Annotated in this window: 11 protein-coding genes; 5 read left to right on the forward strand and 6 right to left on the reverse strand. The window is 65.1% G+C overall.

Annotated features, from left to right (window positions below; all coding sequences use genetic code 11):
* Positions 1-462 precede the first annotated feature (462 nt).
* A complete protein-coding gene (locus RF638_RS15160; protein ID WP_259916183.1) occupies positions 463-2,418 on the forward strand; it encodes a S8 family serine peptidase in 1,956 nt (651 codons plus the stop codon).
* Between the two features lie 133 nt (positions 2,419-2,551).
* Here the strand turns inward: RF638_RS15160 and RF638_RS15165 are convergent, their stop codons facing one another.
* Positions 2,552-4,009: an MDR family MFS transporter gene (locus RF638_RS15165; RefSeq protein WP_368842355.1), complete on the reverse strand. Its 1,458-nt coding sequence runs from the start codon at positions 4,007-4,009 to the stop codon at positions 2,552-2,554.
* A gap of 168 nt (positions 4,010-4,177) precedes the next feature.
* Positions 4,178-6,331, reverse strand: a complete 2,154-nt coding sequence (locus RF638_RS15170; RefSeq protein ID WP_368842350.1) for a prolyl oligopeptidase family protein — start codon at positions 6,329-6,331, stop codon at positions 4,178-4,180.
* Between the two features lie 57 nt (positions 6,332-6,388).
* Here RF638_RS15170 and RF638_RS15175 point away from each other — a divergent pair, with 57 nt between their 5' ends.
* Positions 6,389-8,386 carry an FAD/NAD(P)-binding protein gene (locus RF638_RS15175; protein ID WP_368842351.1) on the forward strand — a complete coding sequence of 666 codons (1,998 nt, stop codon included), beginning with the start codon at positions 6,389-6,391 and terminating at the stop codon, positions 8,384-8,386.
* Between the two features lie 103 nt (positions 8,387-8,489).
* On the opposite strand, the gene RF638_RS15180 is transcribed toward RF638_RS15175, so the two are convergent.
* The 4 genes from RF638_RS15180 to RF638_RS15195 all read right to left on the reverse strand — a co-directional run bounded on the left by RF638_RS15180 (position 8,490) and on the right by RF638_RS15195 (position 13,301).
* Positions 8,490-9,266, reverse strand: coding sequence for a cyclase family protein (locus RF638_RS15180; RefSeq protein WP_129700802.1), 777 nt, complete (start codon positions 9,264-9,266; stop codon positions 8,490-8,492).
* Positions 9,267-9,343: 77 nt separating this feature from the next.
* Complete coding sequence (locus RF638_RS15185) at positions 9,344-11,005, reverse strand: thiamine pyrophosphate-binding protein (protein WP_368842352.1); 1,662 nt, start codon at positions 11,003-11,005, stop codon at positions 9,344-9,346.
* Positions 11,006-11,108: 103 nt separating this feature from the next.
* A complete protein-coding gene (locus RF638_RS15190; RefSeq protein WP_095797802.1) occupies positions 11,109-12,044 on the reverse strand; it encodes a sugar-binding transcriptional regulator in 936 nt (311 codons plus the stop codon).
* Positions 12,045-12,083: 39 nt separating this feature from the next.
* A complete protein-coding gene (locus RF638_RS15195; RefSeq protein WP_368842353.1) occupies positions 12,084-13,301 on the reverse strand; it encodes a NupC/NupG family nucleoside CNT transporter in 1,218 nt (405 codons plus the stop codon).
* A 155-nt stretch (positions 13,302-13,456) separates the two neighbouring features.
* On the opposite strand from RF638_RS15195, the gene RF638_RS15200 reads away from it, so the two are divergent.
* The 3 genes from RF638_RS15200 to RF638_RS15210 are packed head-to-tail and all read left to right on the forward strand — an operon-like array spanning position 13,457 to position 17,173.
* Positions 13,457-14,752 (forward strand): thymidine phosphorylase, encoded by a 1,296-nt coding sequence (locus RF638_RS15200; RefSeq protein ID WP_368842356.1) that lies wholly within the window; start codon positions 13,457-13,459, stop codon positions 14,750-14,752.
* 41 nt (positions 14,753-14,793) lie between these two features.
* Positions 14,794-15,450: a deoxyribose-phosphate aldolase gene (gene deoC, locus RF638_RS15205; protein ID WP_129700806.1), complete on the forward strand. Its 657-nt coding sequence runs from the start codon at positions 14,794-14,796 to the stop codon at positions 15,448-15,450.
* A gap of 28 nt (positions 15,451-15,478) precedes the next feature.
* A complete protein-coding gene (locus tag RF638_RS15210; RefSeq protein WP_368842354.1) occupies positions 15,479-17,173 on the forward strand; it encodes a phospho-sugar mutase in 1,695 nt (564 codons plus the stop codon).
* Positions 17,174-17,305: the final 132 nt, after the last annotated feature.

Raw genomic sequence — 17,305 nt, forward strand, 5'->3', positions numbered from 1 at the left:
GTGTAGACCCATTGCCGGGAGACGCCGTAGCGGGTGGCGGCCTGGGCCACGGTGAGGTGTTGATCGCGTACAGAGCGGGCGATGACCAGATGTCGTGTTGTGCTTCCCACTGACCATCGTCACCGTCTCGAGGGTGTCAATGATGTCCCGACTCACCTGTCATCGATCACGGACCGGTTTGTGTCAACGATGTCCCGGCTCACCTGTCAACGGTCATGGGGTGGTTACCAACGCCAGGACTGTCAACGATGTCCTGACTCTAGACACCCCCGTCTCCGCCAAAAAATCTGAGGGCCTCACATGTGAAATGTGAGGCCCTCAGTCGTGCCGTGACCTACCTAACGCTGATTTGCAGGTGTAAACTCTGAGCCACTAGCAGTTCGGAATTCCTGCCAACGGAAGTCAGCCAATGAGGGCCGGCGCTGATCACGGCGACAGGGGGCTGTTTCCTAGGGGGAAACCATGAAAAAGAGCTCCACACGATCCTTTCTCACACTCTCACTGTCGGCACTTTTGATCGCCACTGCCGCACCGGCCGTCGCCGCTCCGCCGGAGGGGCCGTCACCGGAACACCAAGCACAGGTACAGCCGCCCACGGTGGGCGGTATCGGCTCGCTCGGTAGGGGAACCGGCGCCCAGGGCACGGTGTTACCCGAAACCGACCGCATCGTCGTGAAATTCAAGGACGAAGTTCCTGAAGTCCAGAAGGAAGACGTCCTGGCCGAGGCGGAGACAACCACCGAGATCGAAGACCCGGAAATCGTCAAGACCACCGGTAACGCCGAGGACGTCGTGGAATCCGACACGATGCTCAACAAGGCCGAGCAGGAAGCCGTGGTCGAAACCATCGAGGAAGACCCGGCCGTAGAATCCGCAGAGCCGGACCAGATCGTGGTCAACGCGCTCGCGGCCCACGCCGGTACCAAACCCAATGACCGCTACTGGGGTTACCAGTGGGGCCCCCGAAACATCGGCGTACCCGGTGCCTGGTGGCAGGGCACCGGGGATGGTGTGGTGATCGGTATCGCGGACACCGGTCAGATCAACCACCCGGACCTCAACCAGCGAACCGTCCGCGGCTATGACTTCCTCTCAGACCTGTACCACTCCCGCGACGGTAACGGTCGGGACAGCAACCCCCAGGACATGGGTGATTGGAGTCCGGGCCGGGCCAACTGGTGGCACGGTGCGCACGTTGCCGGCATTGCGGCAGCACACACCAATAACCGCACCGGCATTGCCGGGGTCGCCCCGGACGCGAGGATTCAGCACGCGCGCGTCCTGGGAGCCGACGGCCGCGGTTACGTCTCGGACATCGCCGACGGCGTGATGTGGTCGGCCGGCATTGCCATCCCGGGAGTCCCGAGGAACACGACTCCCGCCAAGGTCGTCAATCTCTCCGAAGCCTGGGACGCCGCGACCTGCGCGCCCGTGATGCAGAACGCGGTCAACCGGATGCACCAGATTGGCGTCCCGCTCGTGGTGGCTGCGGGCAACGCGCGCAAGAGTGCGAATCTGGCCTCGCCGGCCAACTGTGGTGGCGCGATCGTGGTGGGAGCGACGTCGTCCCACAACAGGATGACCGGTTATTCGAACTGGGGCCCGATGGTGGATGTGGTGGCGCCGGGCGGCGATACCAACGCGCAGATCTGGTCCACGGTCAACACCGGACAGTTTTCCCTGGGCTCGCCCACGTACGGCGACCTGAGCGGAACGTCCATGGCGGCACCGCACGTGTCCGGCGTGATTGCGATGATGAAGGAACGCAACCCGAACCTGGGCGTCGAATCCATCCGTACCACCCTCCGCAACACCGGGGTGAACGTGAGCGGTTACCGCAAGGTTGACGCGAACCGCGCCGCGCGTGCCGTGGCGCCCACGGCGCGCGGGGCGATTGCCAGCTACTACAACGCCAGGGGCGGGGCCGCTGTGTACGGTCCGCCAACTACGGGTGAGCAGAGCACCGGTGTGGGTGGAGTGGTGCAGACGTTCGTGAAGAACGGCCGGGCCACCAAGATCTACTGGTCCTCCCGGACCGGCGCCCACGAAGTGAAAACCTGGACGGGGATCGGAGCCAGGCACGTATCGCTGGGCGGCCCTCGCGGAGTGGGTATCCCGTTCAACAACGAACAACCCACCTCGACCGGTGGTGCGTACCAGACCTTCGTGAACCCGCAGACGAACAAGACCACCAAGATCCTGTGGAGCTCGCGCAGCCGGGCCAACCCGATCGTGGAACGTTCGGGCATCGGTCAGACCTGGGCGCGCAACGGCTACGAGGCCAAGGCCGGATACCCGACCACTGGCGAAGTCAAGACCTCGACCGGTACGTACCAGCGCTTCCTCAACATCAAGACCGGCGTGCGGACGCAGTACACCTGGACCCCGCGGGGCGGGGTGAAGGTGACGCGACTGTAAAGATTGCTCCACCGGTCGAATGACCGTAATCAGGCGTCTGTGACCGGGCGCCAGGGGTGCGAACAGACTGAAGGCCCCGCTTCTAGCAAGCGGGGCCTTCAGTCTGTCCGAAAACGGACGGGACGGAGCTCGACTAGTGGGTGGCCGGCTCGAAGCCCTCAACCGTCACGCGGGTGTTCTCCGGGGTGGCCTTGCGCATGAACAGGGTCAGCACGAAGGCCACGACACCCAGAGCGGTTGCGGTGAGGAAGGCCGCGTGAACACCGGGAATGGCGTCAGTAGTCGTTGACCCGTCGGGGTTCTGGAGCACCGTGGTGCCGGCCTGCATGATGCCTACCAGCAGTGCGGTGCCCGCCGCACCGGCCACTTGCTGCAGCGTGGACAAAGTTGCCGAACCGTGCGAATACAGTTTGGGCGGTAGCGGGTTCAGCCCGGACGTGAACGCGGGGGTGAAGATCATGGCCAGACCCACGGACATCGCGATTTGCAGCGTGACGATCCACCACACGGCGGTGTCCGCCTGTAGCCGCGAGAAGTTGAACATCACGAACGTCAGCAGCGCAGCACCGGGTACGGCCAGCGGCCAGGGACCGAAGGCGTCGAACAAGCGACCGATCACCGGCCCCAACAGGCCCATGATCAGACCGCCGGGCAGCAGGATCAGACCGGTCTGGAGGGTGTCCAGGCCGCGAATGGTCTGCAGGTAGAGCGGGAGCACGATCACTCCACCGAACAAGGTCATCATGGCCACGGCCATCAACGCCACGGAGACGGTGAAATCGCGGTGCTTGAACGTGCGCAGGTCCAGGAAGGGGTTGTTCTTCCGCTGCAACTGGAGCTGGCGCAACGCGAACGCTGCCACGAGCAGAACACCGAGCATCAGGATCACTGCGCCGCCACCGGCGGAAGTTGCCCAGCCCATGAAGGAATCGGAGTCGTCGCCCTGTGTGCCACCGGCGCCCACCGTGGACAAACCGTGGACCAGCAGGCCGAAACCGAACACGGACAGCACCACGGAGAGCACATCCAACCGCAGATCGCCCCGTGATCCGACGTCCTTCAGACGGGTCAGACCGATGATCAGGGCGAGCACGGCAATGGGCAGCACGAACCAGAAGATGCTGCGCCACGGGAAGTGGTTCAGGATGACTCCGGAGATCGTGGGGCCCAGGGCCGGGGCCACGGAGATCACGATGGACACGTTGCCCATGACCAGACCGCGCCGTTGCTTGGGTACAAGCGTGAGGATGGTGGTCATCAGTAGCGGCAGCATGATGGCCGAACCGAACGCCTGGATCACTCGAGCCACCAGGAGAATGGCGAAACTGGGTGACAGTGCTGCAAGGAGCGTGCCCAGCGCGAAGGAGCCCATGGCCAGTCCGAAAACGGCCCGGGTGGAGAACTTCTGCAGCAGGAAGCCAGTGGTCGGAATGACCACGGCCATGGTCAGCATGAACGCGGTGGCCACCCACTGCACAGTGGCCGCGTCAACGTGGAGGTCCTCCATCAGGTGAGGAAGGGCCACGTTCAAAATGGTTTCGTTCAGGATGACCACGAAGGCTGCGATCAGCAGAACGGCAATGGTTCCCATTGCGCCCGGAGCGGTTTGCGGTGGGTGTTCCGCGGTGCCGCCCGACGCCGGTTGAGAGGGTGAAGAAGGCAAGGATGATCTCCAACGCTTGAATGTCTTGAGGATGTGCCCGTTGGCAGATCTGTACCAGGGCCGTCAGCCAGGATAGCCATGGTGACTTGCCAGTGGTTAACGGCCCTTCGGATTCTCGAGCATCTGCCACATGAACTCGTGGGAACGGGCGTGCAGCGCCGCAGCCTGTCGGTTGTCCGAGGCACCCGCGTGGCCGCCGTCCGTGGCCTCGTGGAACCATACGTTCTGGTGCCCCTGATCGAGCATTTTCGCCGCCATCTTGCGGGCCTGAACGGGCCCCACCCGATCATCGGAGGTTGCGGTCCAGATCAGAGCGGGCGGATAACACATCACGGGTGACAGCAGGTGGTAGGGGGAGAACGTGCGGATGTACTCCCATTGCTCCGGTTGCTCGGGGTCACCGTATTCCGCGATCCACGAGGCCCCGGCCGAGAGCTTGGTGTACCGGCGCATGTCCAGCAGAGGCACACCGCACGAGATCGCACCGAACAGCTCCGGGTAGGTGGTCAGCATGTTGCCCACCAGCAGTCCGCCGTTGGAGCCGCCGGCGCACGCGAGTTTCCTGGCGGTGCATACGCTGCGTCGATGCAGATCCTCCGCGACCGCCGCGAAATCCTCGTACGCACGGTGGCGGTTTTCCTTGAGTGCGGCGGTGTGCCACGACGGCCCGTATTCGCCACCACCGCGAATATTGGCCACCACGTAGACGCCCGTGCGACCGCGCTGGTCCTCCCGGGTCAACCAGGTGATCCCGGTGGCTCCCGAATATCCCGGGGTGCGGGAGACCTCGAAACCTCCGTAGCCGCTGAGCAGCGTGGGGTTCAGCCCGTCCAGCTCCAGATTGCGCGGGCCTACCTGGAAATACGGCACGCGCGTACCATCCGCGGACGTGGCGAAATGCTGAGTCACGTCCAGACCCTGCGCGTCGAAGAACGACGGCGCTCGCTTCAGGATTGCGGGCTCGCTCGCCGGGCGTTCGGTGCTGTCTGCAGTGCCTTCGGGGCCGGAGACTTCGGGCAGGGAACCCCGCCCCAAGGAGGACGGTGTGAGGTACCCGGTAACCGAGAAGAAATAGTCGTTGCCGACCTCGGGATCTTCATCGTCCACGGCCCACGCGGAAGCGCTGTGCAGCGGCGGGATGCCCGGCAGGGGAGTGAGCTCCCACTCACCGGGCACCGTGGAGTAGAGCGCGGAGGAGACATCATGCAGGGTGTTGAGGATCAGGTGGTCGCGCGTCCAGGACCACCCCTCCAGACTCGAGTGTGCGTCCGGAGTAAAGACCGATTCCACGGAGCGGTCGCCGTTCATGAACGCTCGGAGATCCGCGGCGAGCAGACAACCGGCGGGGTACTCGGTCCCGTTGAGTTCCAGAGTGTGCCGCGGGCGTATCAGGAGCCACTGTTTGTGGAGATCCACGCTCACCGTGGGGTCCAGGTCGAGTTCAACCCACTGCTCCTCGCTCCACAGGTATGTGCGCACCGTGAAGAAATCCACGAGATCCATGGCGATCACGCGTTCGAAGCCGGGTGTGTGGTCCTTGTAGACCGCGGCCTGGGCGTGGTCAGCGGGCACCTCGAAAATCACGGGAGCGTGCGCGGTGTTCTGCCCGCGGGACACTCGGCGCACCTGGCGCGGATATGAGGACTCGGTCATGGAGCCGGGGCCGGTATCGGTCGCCACGAATACGGTGTTCGCGTCCACCCAGGAAACGGAAGACTTGGCCGTGGGGACGTCGAAGCCACCGGTCACGAATTCCCGGCTCTCCAGGTCGAATTCCCGTGTGCGCACGGCGTCGCCACCATCCGGGGAGAGCCTGACCAGAGCGCGCTGCCACTGCCCGTCGGTGTACTGCGGTCGCAGCAGCCGAGCACCGGAGAAGACCCAGTCCACGTTCTCGGTGCGCGCCAATTCATCCACGTCCAACAAGACGTCCCACTCGGGGCTGTCGCTGACCCAGGACTCCCACGTGGTGCGCCGCCACAGCCCGCGCGGGTGCTGAGCGTCCCGCCAGAAGTTGTAGTAATAGGGCCCGTGCTTGGTCACGGCCGCAATGCGGAAGGGGCTGTCCATCACGTCCAGGACGCGTTCGGTCATGGACGTGAGTTCCGGGCCGTCCAGCAAGGTTTCGGTCCGCCGGTTCTGCTCCCGCACCCACTCCATGGGGCGCTCGCCGTGAATGTCCTCGAGCCACAAGAACTCATCGACAAGCTCATCCTCGAGATGCGTGGGAGAAGTAGAAGTGGTGACCATGGGCCCATGCTACGGGCGGGGTAAGACACGCACAGATGGCTCGTTATCCTGGTGGTCATGGTGAGTCAGCGACGAGTGGTAGTGGTAGGTGCGGGCCCCCGAGGGCTCTCCGCGGTGGAACGGCTGACGGCGCAGGCGGCACAGACACGCGCCCGGGTGCACATAGATCTGGTGGACCCCTTCCCTCCCGGAGCCGGCCACGTGTGGCGCACCGATCAATCACTGCTGTTCCTGATGAACACCCCGTCCCTGTTCCCCACGGTGATCGCGCCGGACGGCGCCCTGGCGGTGGATCCGCTGGCCGAGGTGCGGAACATGAGCTTCGACAGGTGGCGGCGCGGCGTCGTCGACGGCAGCATCACCCCGGTGAGCGCCCTTGATCAGGCCGAACGCGATGCGCTGGAGGCGCTGACCTCGCAGGACTTCCCGCCTCGCGCCATCTACGGGCGGTATCTGGAGTGGATCTTCACGACCCTCAACAACCACCTGCCGAGCAACGTGACCCTCACCGTCCACCGCGCTGAGGCCGTGGACGCGTGGGTTCACGAAGAGGCGCGGCACCGTTACGCCGTGGAGCTCGCGGGCGGTCAGTCGATCCCCGCGGATGCCGTGGTGCTTGCACTGGGCCATTTGGACGCCCACCTGCGCCCCGGCCAGAAGGAACTGGTGGACGGTGCGGCCGAACACGGTCTGACGTACTGGCCGCCCACCGTGCCCGCCGATGCGCCGTGGGCGGACCTCCCCGAACAGGAAACCGTGCTCGTACGCGGCATGGGTTTGAACTTCTGCGACGCGCTCGCCCAGCTCACCGAAGGCCGCGGCGGCACGTTCGAGCCGGATAAGAACAACCCCGAACGGTTGATTTACCGGCCGTCGGGCAAGGAACCGCACATCGTCGCGGGCTCACGCCGCGGCACGCCCTACCGCGCTAAGCCGCAGCTCGAGGGTTACTACGCACACACCCTGGAGACTCGGTTTTTCACGCTCGAGGCCGTCCAGAACCTGCTCGATACCAGCAGCGAACAGCTGTCGTTCGAGCGCGATGTGTGGCCCCTGATCCGCAAGGACGCGAATTGGAACTACTACCGCGTCCTGGCGCGCACCTCCCCGGATGCCTTCACCCAGCCCGCGGGCGAGTTCTTACGCAAGTTGGACGCCATCCTTCTTGATGACGACGGCGCTCGCTGGTCCCAGCGCGTCGAAGCCTTGGTTACGGCCTCCGTGGTGCCGGGCAGGCAGCTCCAACAAGAACGATTGGCGCGACCTTTCGAGGACGTCAACTTCGACAGCCACGATGAGTACGCCGCCGCGGTGGTGCATTATTTGGACCGGGACGTTCACGGCTCGCTGCGGGGTGAGGACGACCCCGTCAAGATGGCCATTTCATCTCTCAACGCGGCCCGCACCGTGCTCAAGTGTGTCCTGGCAGAGGCCGGAATCTCGGACTCGTCCTGGGTCAATGAGCTGCGACGGGATTTCGAGCCCTTCGTGGAAGGTCTGGCTTCGGGTCCGCCCGTGTTGCGCATCCAGCAGTTGGCGGCCCTGACGCGGGCGGGTGTGGTGCGGTTCCTCGGCCCCGAGCCTCGCTTCGTGGTGGACCGCAACGAGGGCTGCTTCGTGGCGGCGTCGCCGTGGGTCAGCGATACGCCCGTTCGTGCTCGCTGGCTTATCGAGGCCATGTCGCCCGCCAACGATGTGCACCGCAACATCTCCCCGCTGCTGTCCAATATGCACGAGCGCGGTTTGGTGCGCGGCAAGCTCATGGAAACGCGCGACGGCGCCAGCCCCGTCACGAGCACGGGTCTGGACGTGAGCGCGAGCGCCCGCCGCGAGGACACCGCTTTGGGCGGCCTCACACTCGGCACCGGGGCCTTCGCTTATCGCGTCGTGGGGCAGAAGGACGCCGTGGAGCCCGGGATCTTCGTGCTGGGTCTGCAGCTGTCCTCGGTGCAATGGGGCGTCTCGATTGCCGCTGAGGCAGAGGCGCCGGCGCACCTGGGTGCCCGCACTATCGCGGATGCGGATCAGGTGGCGCAGGCGATCCTGGCGGAGTAACCGGCTCCGGCCAGCCGTCCCGCTGCACCTCACCCAGTCATCGGGACGGCAGCGGCCACGAGCACAATCGATGAACCCTCAATCGGTCAACCGCGCGAGGGAACTACTCGGCGTCCATCAACGCGTAGACGCGCGACGGGCTGCCGGTGCCACCTTCGATGGGCAGCGGTGCAACCACCAGCAGTGCCCCGGTGGGTGGTAGCTCACTGAGGTTCTGCAGCGACGTGATGCCGTACTTGTCGTTGCCCAGCAGGTAGTAGTGCATGGGGAAGGCCGGATCCAGGGCGCCGGCGGCTCCGGCGTCGATGCCCACGGTCTCGACACCCACACCCGAGATCGCTCGTTCCTCGCCGAGCCAACGGGCACACTCCACCGTGAAACCGGGGCTGTGGGGTCCGTTCTCGTCCTTGTTCAAGAAGGCATCCCGATCCTGAGCGAAGCGATCCCAACCGGTGCGGAACAACACCCAGGCGTTGTCCGGGATGGCACCGTGCTCGGCCTCCCACTCCTGAATGTGGGAAACGTCCACCAAGAAATCTGCGTCCTGTTCGGCCTCCGCCGTGAAGTCCAGCACCACGGCCGGTCCGATCAGCCGGGCGGGTTCGATCTGGGAGACGTCCTTGCCCTCGCGACCCGTGGCCCAGTGCACGGGAGCATCGATGTGCGTGCCGATGTGCTCACCGGTGTGGATGTTGTGGTGTTTCCAGAAGGGACCGGGCTCGTTGTAGGCCGACACTTCCTCCAGTGAGAAGTCGATCAGATTGGAAAACGGTTCCGGCAGCTCCAGCGTGGGTGTGGTGGCGCTGAGCTTGTTGGTGAGATCGACCAATCGAACCTGCTGATCGGTCAGTGCCCGGGTGAGTTGCGAGATGACGCCCACGGCGTGCTCCTTGTCTATGCCTATGAATGGTGACGGATGTCTGCTGAGGGAAAGGATCGGTTGATGGTGCGGGGTGCTCAGTGGCCCTTGAACGCTTCAGCGAGCCACCAGGCTCCGCCGTCCGAGGCGATGCGCGCGTCCACGACCAGCGGGGTATCGCGCGCTCCATTGAGCCAGTCGGTGATACCGGACAGATCGGCGACCGTCCGCACGGTCACTCCGTGGGCACCGTAGCCTCGGGCGATCGCAGCGATGTCCGTGTCCGGGAAGGTCACCGTTTCAAGGTCCTTGTTCGAGGCCTGATCGAAATGATGGATCTCGGCCCCGTACGCGGAGTCGTTGTAGACCAGCACCACCAGGGGTAGCCCCAGGCGCACGGCCGTTTCCAGTTCGGAGATGGCCATGAGAAAGCCGCCGTCTCCGGTCGCGAGCACGGGGAGCCGCTCAGGTTGCGCGATTGCCGCTCCGATGGCGGTTCCCAACCCCAGGCCAATGGACTGGAACGCCTGCGTGAAGCAGAAGCCGAATTCGTCCGGCACGTCCAGATATGCACTGGGGTATCCCATGAAGTTGCCCGAATCCACGGAAACCACCCGTTCAACCGGCAGAAGCTTGTCGACCTCACGCGAGAACACGCGCGGGTCGATGTGGGTCTCCGTGGAAAGGTCCTCGATCGCCTCGCTGGCCCACCGCGCATGCGACTTGATCCGCTGTGCCATTTCAGGGGTTCGCCACGTATCGCCGCCGACGCCGCTCAGAGCCTTGGTCACGTCAGTTGCGGATTCCGCGCAGTCACCGAGCACTCCGAGGTCGATGGGGCCGTTGGCACCCAGGGCGTCCAGGTCCGTATCCACTTGAACGACCGTCGCTTCCGGGCCGATCAGGGATCCGTGCCGCATGGTCCACATGTTCAAGGCGCAGCCCCACCCGACGATCAAATCCGCGTCGGCAACAGTGGCCGCTGTGAAGGGGGAGGAGAAACCACCCGAGATGCCCAGGTTGAACGGGTCATCGTGGAACAGCCCGTGAGCCACAGCAGACGTGGCCAAAAGTGCGCCGGACGCTTCGGCCAGTTCCCTCAGCTGGTCAGCCGCATGACGTGCGCCGCGACCGGCCACGAATACGGGTTTCTTGGCTTTGGTGATGAGTTGCGCGAGTTCGGCCACGGCCTGCCGTGAGGGGCGAACCGGCTGCGCGGTGGACACCGTGGGAAGTAAAGCGGGGTCGAAGTCAACCTTGGCCTGTTGAATGTCCGTGGGAACCGACAGCACCACGGTCCGTCGTTCTGTCAGGGTCGTTCGGTAAGCCCGCACCACATCGGCTACGGCGCTCGCGGGGGAGTGGACGCGCTCCGGGACGGCACTCACACTGCGGGCGAGAGCGTCTTGGTCCACGTTGAAGTTCGATCGCACCGCAGCGCTCGCCGTGTCCGCGGTGAGCACGATCAAAGGTGTTCTGCTCTTGGCGGCCTCGGCGATGCCCGTGAGCGCATTGGTGAGCCCGCAGCCCTGGTGAGTGGACAGCACCGCAACGCGACCGGACATCCGGGCAAACCCGTCCGCCATCATGGCCGCCCCACCCTCGTGGCGTGCCGCGGTGAACGGGACACCTGCCCGGCGCAGCGCCGCGGTCATCTCGAAATTCCCGCTCCCCACCACGCCAAAGCAGTGACCGGCGCCCAGCTCGGCCAGAACAGTGCCCACCACATGGGCCACGGGGCGGGTGCCGGAAGGGGCCACGGAGTTCTCCTTGTGCATCATGACCCGCGCGTCATTACGGGGTCTTGAGCCCAATATGACACACGCCACCGACGCGCAGAACCAGCCGCAGAACGGTGTCGGATCAGGCGAGAACGGCCCGGGCGGTGTCCTCGTCGGTGACCAGGTGGGACACGTATCCGGCGCCCAGAGCGGCCTTCAAGGGGCGAACCTTTTGTTGTCCACCGGCCACGCAGATTCGGGTTTGTTTAGCACGCAGGTTCTGCAGGGACACCGCCACCGTGCGTTCCTCGAGCTCCGGCAGGCATGGCTCTCCCTGCTCATCGATGAAGCGTGAGCAGATGTCGCCCACGGCGTTGTCCAACAGGGCAGTTTGTTCGGCCTCGGAGAGGTAACCGAGTTTCAACAACGTGGATTCCGGGCTCATGGTGCCCACCGTGAAGATGGCGGTCTGGGCGTCCCTGCCCAGGTCCAGGATGTGTTTGATGTGCCGATCTTCCTCGACCACCCGTTTGACCTCTGCGTTGTCGAAGATGACCGGGAGGGGCAGGGTCTGCGGGTAGGCGTTGAACGCTTCGCAGAACAACCGGATGGTCTCGTAGTGACTCGTGGAACGGGAGGTCAGCGTGGCCCCACCCTTGAGCTGAACCACCTGCACCCCGTGACAGTTCTGGTGCTTGAGGGACCGGGCCACCGCGTGCAAGGTGCGGCCCCACGTGATCCCGACCAGATCGCCGTCGGCAACGTTTTCCTCGAGCATGAGGGCGCCCACGGCACCTAACTCGCGGACCAGCTCCTCGTCCGTGGGCTGACTGGTGATGACTCGGGCCTCGGCCAGGCCGAAACGCTCGCGCAGCTGATCAGCCACCGCCGTGGACACCTGACGGGGGTCGTGAATCTCAATGGTCACGAAACCGCGATCCTTGGCGTGCTGGATCAGTTTGGAGACGGTTGGACGAGAGACCCCCAGTTCACGGGCCACATCTCCCTGGGACAGGCCGCGCTCGTAGTAGAGGCGCGCGGCGCTCAGTCCCTGGATATCTCTGGGGCTCAATGACATGGGGGTCTCTCGTTCGTGAAAGGTGGTGATCAGCGGGGATCAAAGCCCCAGAATCACGCCCACCAGTGCAGCGTTGAGCATGTTGGTCAGGAAGCCACCCAGCAGAGCGAACAGACCCATCTGCGCCACGTCGCCGCGGCGATCCGGTGCCAGACCGCCGATCGAACCGATCTGGATGGCGATCGAGGACAGGTTGGCGAAACCGGCCAGAGCAAACGTGGTGATCAGCACGGACTGGGGATCCATGTTGGGGATCTCCGGACCGAACGACGTGTAGCCCACGAACTCGTTGAGAATGGTCTTCTGGCCGATGAAGTTGCCGACCATGGCGGCGTCGTTCCAAGGCACGCCCAGCGCCCACGCGAGCGGGGCGAAGATGATGCCGAACAGGCCCTCCAGGGACCAGCCCTCGAAACCGAACAGGCCACCGAACCAACCGAGCACTGCGGAGACCATGCCGATCAGGGCGATGAATGCGATGAGCAGGCAGCCCACGATCACGGCGATTTTGCCGCCGCTCATGGCGCCGGTGCCGATGGCGTCGATGAGGTTCTTGGACTCGGTGTCGCGCACCTTGAGGACGTTCACGGATGCTTCGGACTTCTCGGTCTCGGGCATCAGGGCCTTGGCGACGAGCAGTGAGCCCGGTGCGTTCATGACGGCGGCGGCCAGAAGATAGGGCAGTGGCGCGCCCAGCAGCGAGTAACCCACCAGGGTGGAACCGGCCACGGCGGCGAAACCACCGGTCATGCACGCGAAAAGCTCGGAGCGGGTGAGCTTGCTGATGTACGGCTTGATCATCAGCGGGGCTTCGCTCTGCCCCAGGAAGATCACGGTAGAGGCGAAGACGGATTCGATCTTGGACGTGCCCATGATCTTGTTGAGCGCGGTACCCAGCAGGTGCACGAAGAGCTGAACCACGCGCAGGTAGTACAGCGCACCGATGAGCGCACCCAGGAAGATGATCACGGGCAGCACGTTCAGGGCGAAGACGAATCCACTGTTCTCCCCGAACAGGCCGCCGAACACGAACGATGTGCCCTGATCGGTGAACGAGATGAGTCCCTGCACCAGACCGGAGAACCACTTGAGGGCTTCGAAACCGGGCCCCCATTTCAGGATCAGCAGGGCTACGCCCACCTGAAGGGCCAGGCCCACCGCTAGGGTGCGCCACTTGATGGCGCTGCGGTGTCTGGAGAGAAGAATGATGAGGCCCAGAATGAGCACAATGCCAATCAGGCCTTGGAAGCGATCCACGATGATCCTGCCTTCACATGGGGCGCCGTGTCGGCGCGAACATTTGTCAAAAGAGTGATTGACAAAATTTCTCATGAGCAGCTTAGGATGTGAACACCGGTTCCACAAGCCAGGAACACGAGTTTTCGAACCCCAATCCCGAGGGAGTGATCGCGGTGGTCGAGGCCTACGACGCTGTAGATGTCATCCGTATCAAGCGAGACCGTCAGAAGTTGCCCATGGACGCCATCGACTGGGTGGTGGACGCCTACACCCGCGGGGTTGTCGCGGATGAGCAGATGTCCGCACTGGCCATGGCCATCTTCCTCAACGGCATGGACCGCGAGGAGATCGCCCGCTGGACGCAGGCCATGATCAACTCCGGCGAAACCATGAACTTCAACGCCCTGTCCAAGGCCACCACCGACAAGCACTCCACCGGTGGCGTGGGCGACAAGATCACCCTTCCGCTGGCACCCCTGGTCGCGTCCTACGGCGTGGCGGTTCCGCAGCTGTCCGGCCGCGGGTTGGGCCACACCGGTGGCACCCTGGACAAGCTCGAAGCCATCCCGGGCTGGCAGGCTGACCTCAGCAATGACCGCATGATGGAGATCCTGGAAGACGTGGGCGCTGTCATTTGCGCCGCAGGTTCCGGCCTGGCTCCCGCGGACAAGAAGCTCTACGCCCTGCGCGACATCACCTCCACCGTGGACTGCATCCCGCTGATTGCCTCCTCGATCATGTCCAAGAAGATCGCCGAGGGCACCGGCGCCCTGGTGCTGGACGTCAAGGTGGGCCCCGGTGCGTTCATGAAGAAGGAAGCGGACGCCCGTGAACTCGCACGCACCATGGTCGACCTCGGCACCGACGCCGACGTGAACACCGTGGCGCTGCTGACCGATATGTCCCGCCCGCTGGGCCTGACCGTGGGCAACGCCCTGGAGGTCCGCGAGTCCGTGGAGGTCTTGGCAGGTGGCGGCCCGAGCGACGTCGTTCGTCTGACCGTTGCCCTGGCCAAGGAAATGCTTGAGGCCGCCGGCGTCAAGGACCCGGACGTGGAGGAAGCCCTCAAGGACGGCCGCGCCATGGACTCCTGGAAGCGCATGATCTCCGCGCAGGGCGGAGATCCGGGCGCCCCGCTGCCCGTGGCCACCGACACCCACGAGGTCACTGCCGAAGAAGACGGCGTCATGACCGAAATGGACGCGCTCGCCGTGGGCGTCGCGTCGTGGCGTCTGGGTGCGGGCCGCGCTCGCCAGCAGGACCCCGTGCAGGCCGGTGCCGGTATCGAGATCCACGCGGTGCCCGGCGACAAGATCACCAAGGGCCAGAAGCTGTTCACCCTGCACACGGACACCCCGGACCGTTTCGACCGCGCGCTGGATTCCCTGCGCGGCGGCTACACCATCGATCCCCAGGCGGCCGAGGGCACCGGCGCGCGCGACGACGTCGTGCTCGACCGGATTTCCTGACCTCACCCACCGCCCGGCTCACCGAACCAAGGAGTTAATTCATGACCACCCGCGCCGAACTGGCCACCATGATCGATCACACGCTGCTCAAGCCGGAGGCCACCGCCGAACAGGTGGCCGAGCTGGCCCGCGAGGCCGGTGAGCTGGGCACCTTCTCCATCTGCGTCTCACCGTCCCAGCTGGACGTGGACCTGCCCGAGGGCGTCAAGCTGGCCACGGTGTGTGGTTTCCCGTCCGGCGCGCACGCCGCTGCCGTGAAGGCTGCGGAGGCCGCGGATTCTGTGGCCGCGGGCGTGGACGAAGTGGACATGGTCATCAACCTGGGTCTGGCCAAGGTCGGCGACTGGGACGGCGTGCAGGCGGAGATCGCCGCGGTGCGCGAGGCGTGCCCGTCGAACGTGGTGCTCAAGGTCATAATCGAGTCCGCAGCACTCACCGATGACGAGATCGTGGCCGCGTGCAAGGCCTCCGAGGCTGCTGGCGCGGACTTCGTGAAGACCTCCACGGGCTTCCACCCGGCCGGCGGAGCGTCGGTCGAGGCCGTGCGCCTCATGGCGGACACCGTGGGCGGTCGCTTGGGCGTCAAGGCCTCCGGCGGCATCCGCGATACCGCTACTGCGCTGGCCATGGTCCAGGCCGGTGCCACCCGCCTGGGACTCTCCGGCTCGGGCGCCGTGCTCGACGGCCTGTCCGACTGATTCGCTCGCTCACCCCGCGGAGGTACGCATGACCGTTGAACTCTTATCGTCTGTCCGCAGTTGGATCGAGCAGGATCCGGACCCGACCACTCGGGCCGAGCTCGAAACGCTCGTGACCAGTGCTGAGTCGAATGATCAGGCCGCTCTGGAGGATCTCGCGTCTCGCTTTGCGGGGCCGCTCATGTTCGGCACCGCAGGCCTGCGCGCTGCCGTGGGTGCGGGTGAATCCCGCATGAACCGCGCGGTGGTCATTCGCGCCACCGCCGGTCTCGCGGCATTCCTCACCGAACGCGTGGGGGAGCGGCCCGTGGTGGTCGTCGGTTGCGATGCCCGCCACGGTTCGGAGGATTTCGCCGCCGACGCCGCCGCCGTCCTCGCTGCCGCCGGTTGCCGAGCCATTCGGTTGCCCGCCCAGCTACCCACTCCCGTGGTGGCCTATGCCGTGCGGGAACTCGGGGCGGACGCCGGCTTGATGGTCACGGCGTCCCACAATCCTCCGGCCGATAACGGGTACAAGGTGTACCTGGGCGGTCGCGCGGTCGATTCCGATGACGAGCGCGGCGTGCAGATCGTGCCCCCGGACGACGCGCACATTGCCGAGCGGATTGCGGCGGCCCCGCCCGCCAACGAAGTGGCGCGGGATGAAGCTGGTGTGGAATGGGCGGATGACTCACTGCTCGATGGATACGTGTCCCGCGCGGCGTCCCTGCGTGGCACCGCGGAGCCCTCCGATGTGCGGATCGTCCTGACCCCGATGCACGGTGTGGGTGGCGAGACCGCAGTTCGCGTGCTCGATCAGGCCGGTTTCCCGAACGTCACGGTGGTTCCGGAGCAGGCGCAGCCCGACCCCGAGTTCCCCACCGTGGTGTTCCCGAATCCGGAGGAGCCGGGTGCCATGGACCTGGCCGTAGCCCTGGGCTCGGTGGAGAACGCGGACGTGGTTATTGCTCTCGATCCGGACGCAGACCGCTGCGCCATCGCGATTCCGAGCACCTCGGACACCGGAGAGACCTCGTGGCGGCGACTCACCGGTGACGAGCTCGGCGCGCTGTTGGGCGAGCACGCGGCGTCGGACCCTGAACGCAGCGGCGACACCCTGGCCTGCTCGATCGTCTCGGGACGACTGCTCGGCCGGATTGCTGAGCATCACGGACTGAAGTTCCGCCAGACCCTCACCGGCTTCAAGTGGATCGCTCGCACCCCCGGGCTGCGGTTCGGTTATGAAGAGGCCATCGGGTACTGCACGGATCCGCTCGCGGTGCGCGATAAGGACGGCATCACTACCGCCGTGCGCGTGGCGTCTTACGTGGATCGGCTCAAGCATTCCAGCGCCACGGTGCAGGGTGAACTGGACCGGCTCGCGCGCCTGCACGGGCTTTACGCAACGGCCCCGCTGACCTTCCGCGTGGCGGATCTGGAACTGATCCCGCAGGGCATGCAGCGGCTGCGCGAGAACCCGCCCGCGGAACTGGCCGGCTCCCCGGTGGTCGAGTACACGGACCTGTCCAAGGGTGGCCCCGAGTTGCTTCCCACCGAGGGCGTGCTCATCCGCACCGAGGCCGACGACCGCGTGATCGTCCGTCCCTCCGGCACCGAGCCCAAGCTCAAGTGCTACCTGGAAGTGGTCCTCCCGGTCGAGGAGGGCGCGGAGATCCCGCGGGATGAGGCAACATCCCGCCTCGAGCGGATCAGCGACGAAATCCGTCAGGCCGTGGGCTTCTAGCGCCACTGCCTGCGATTTATGGTTCCCTATTACCGAAATCGGGCACGAAATCGGGGATAGGGGGTTATAGGCCAAAATATGTGTATGGCGGGGGCTTGCTTGCCTGCGATAGCAACGTTCTAGGGCTTTGAC

The organism is Kocuria sp. CPCC 205235, assembly GCF_040980905.1.
GTDB classification, from domain to species: domain Bacteria; phylum Actinomycetota; class Actinomycetes; order Actinomycetales; family Micrococcaceae; genus Kocuria; species Kocuria carniphila.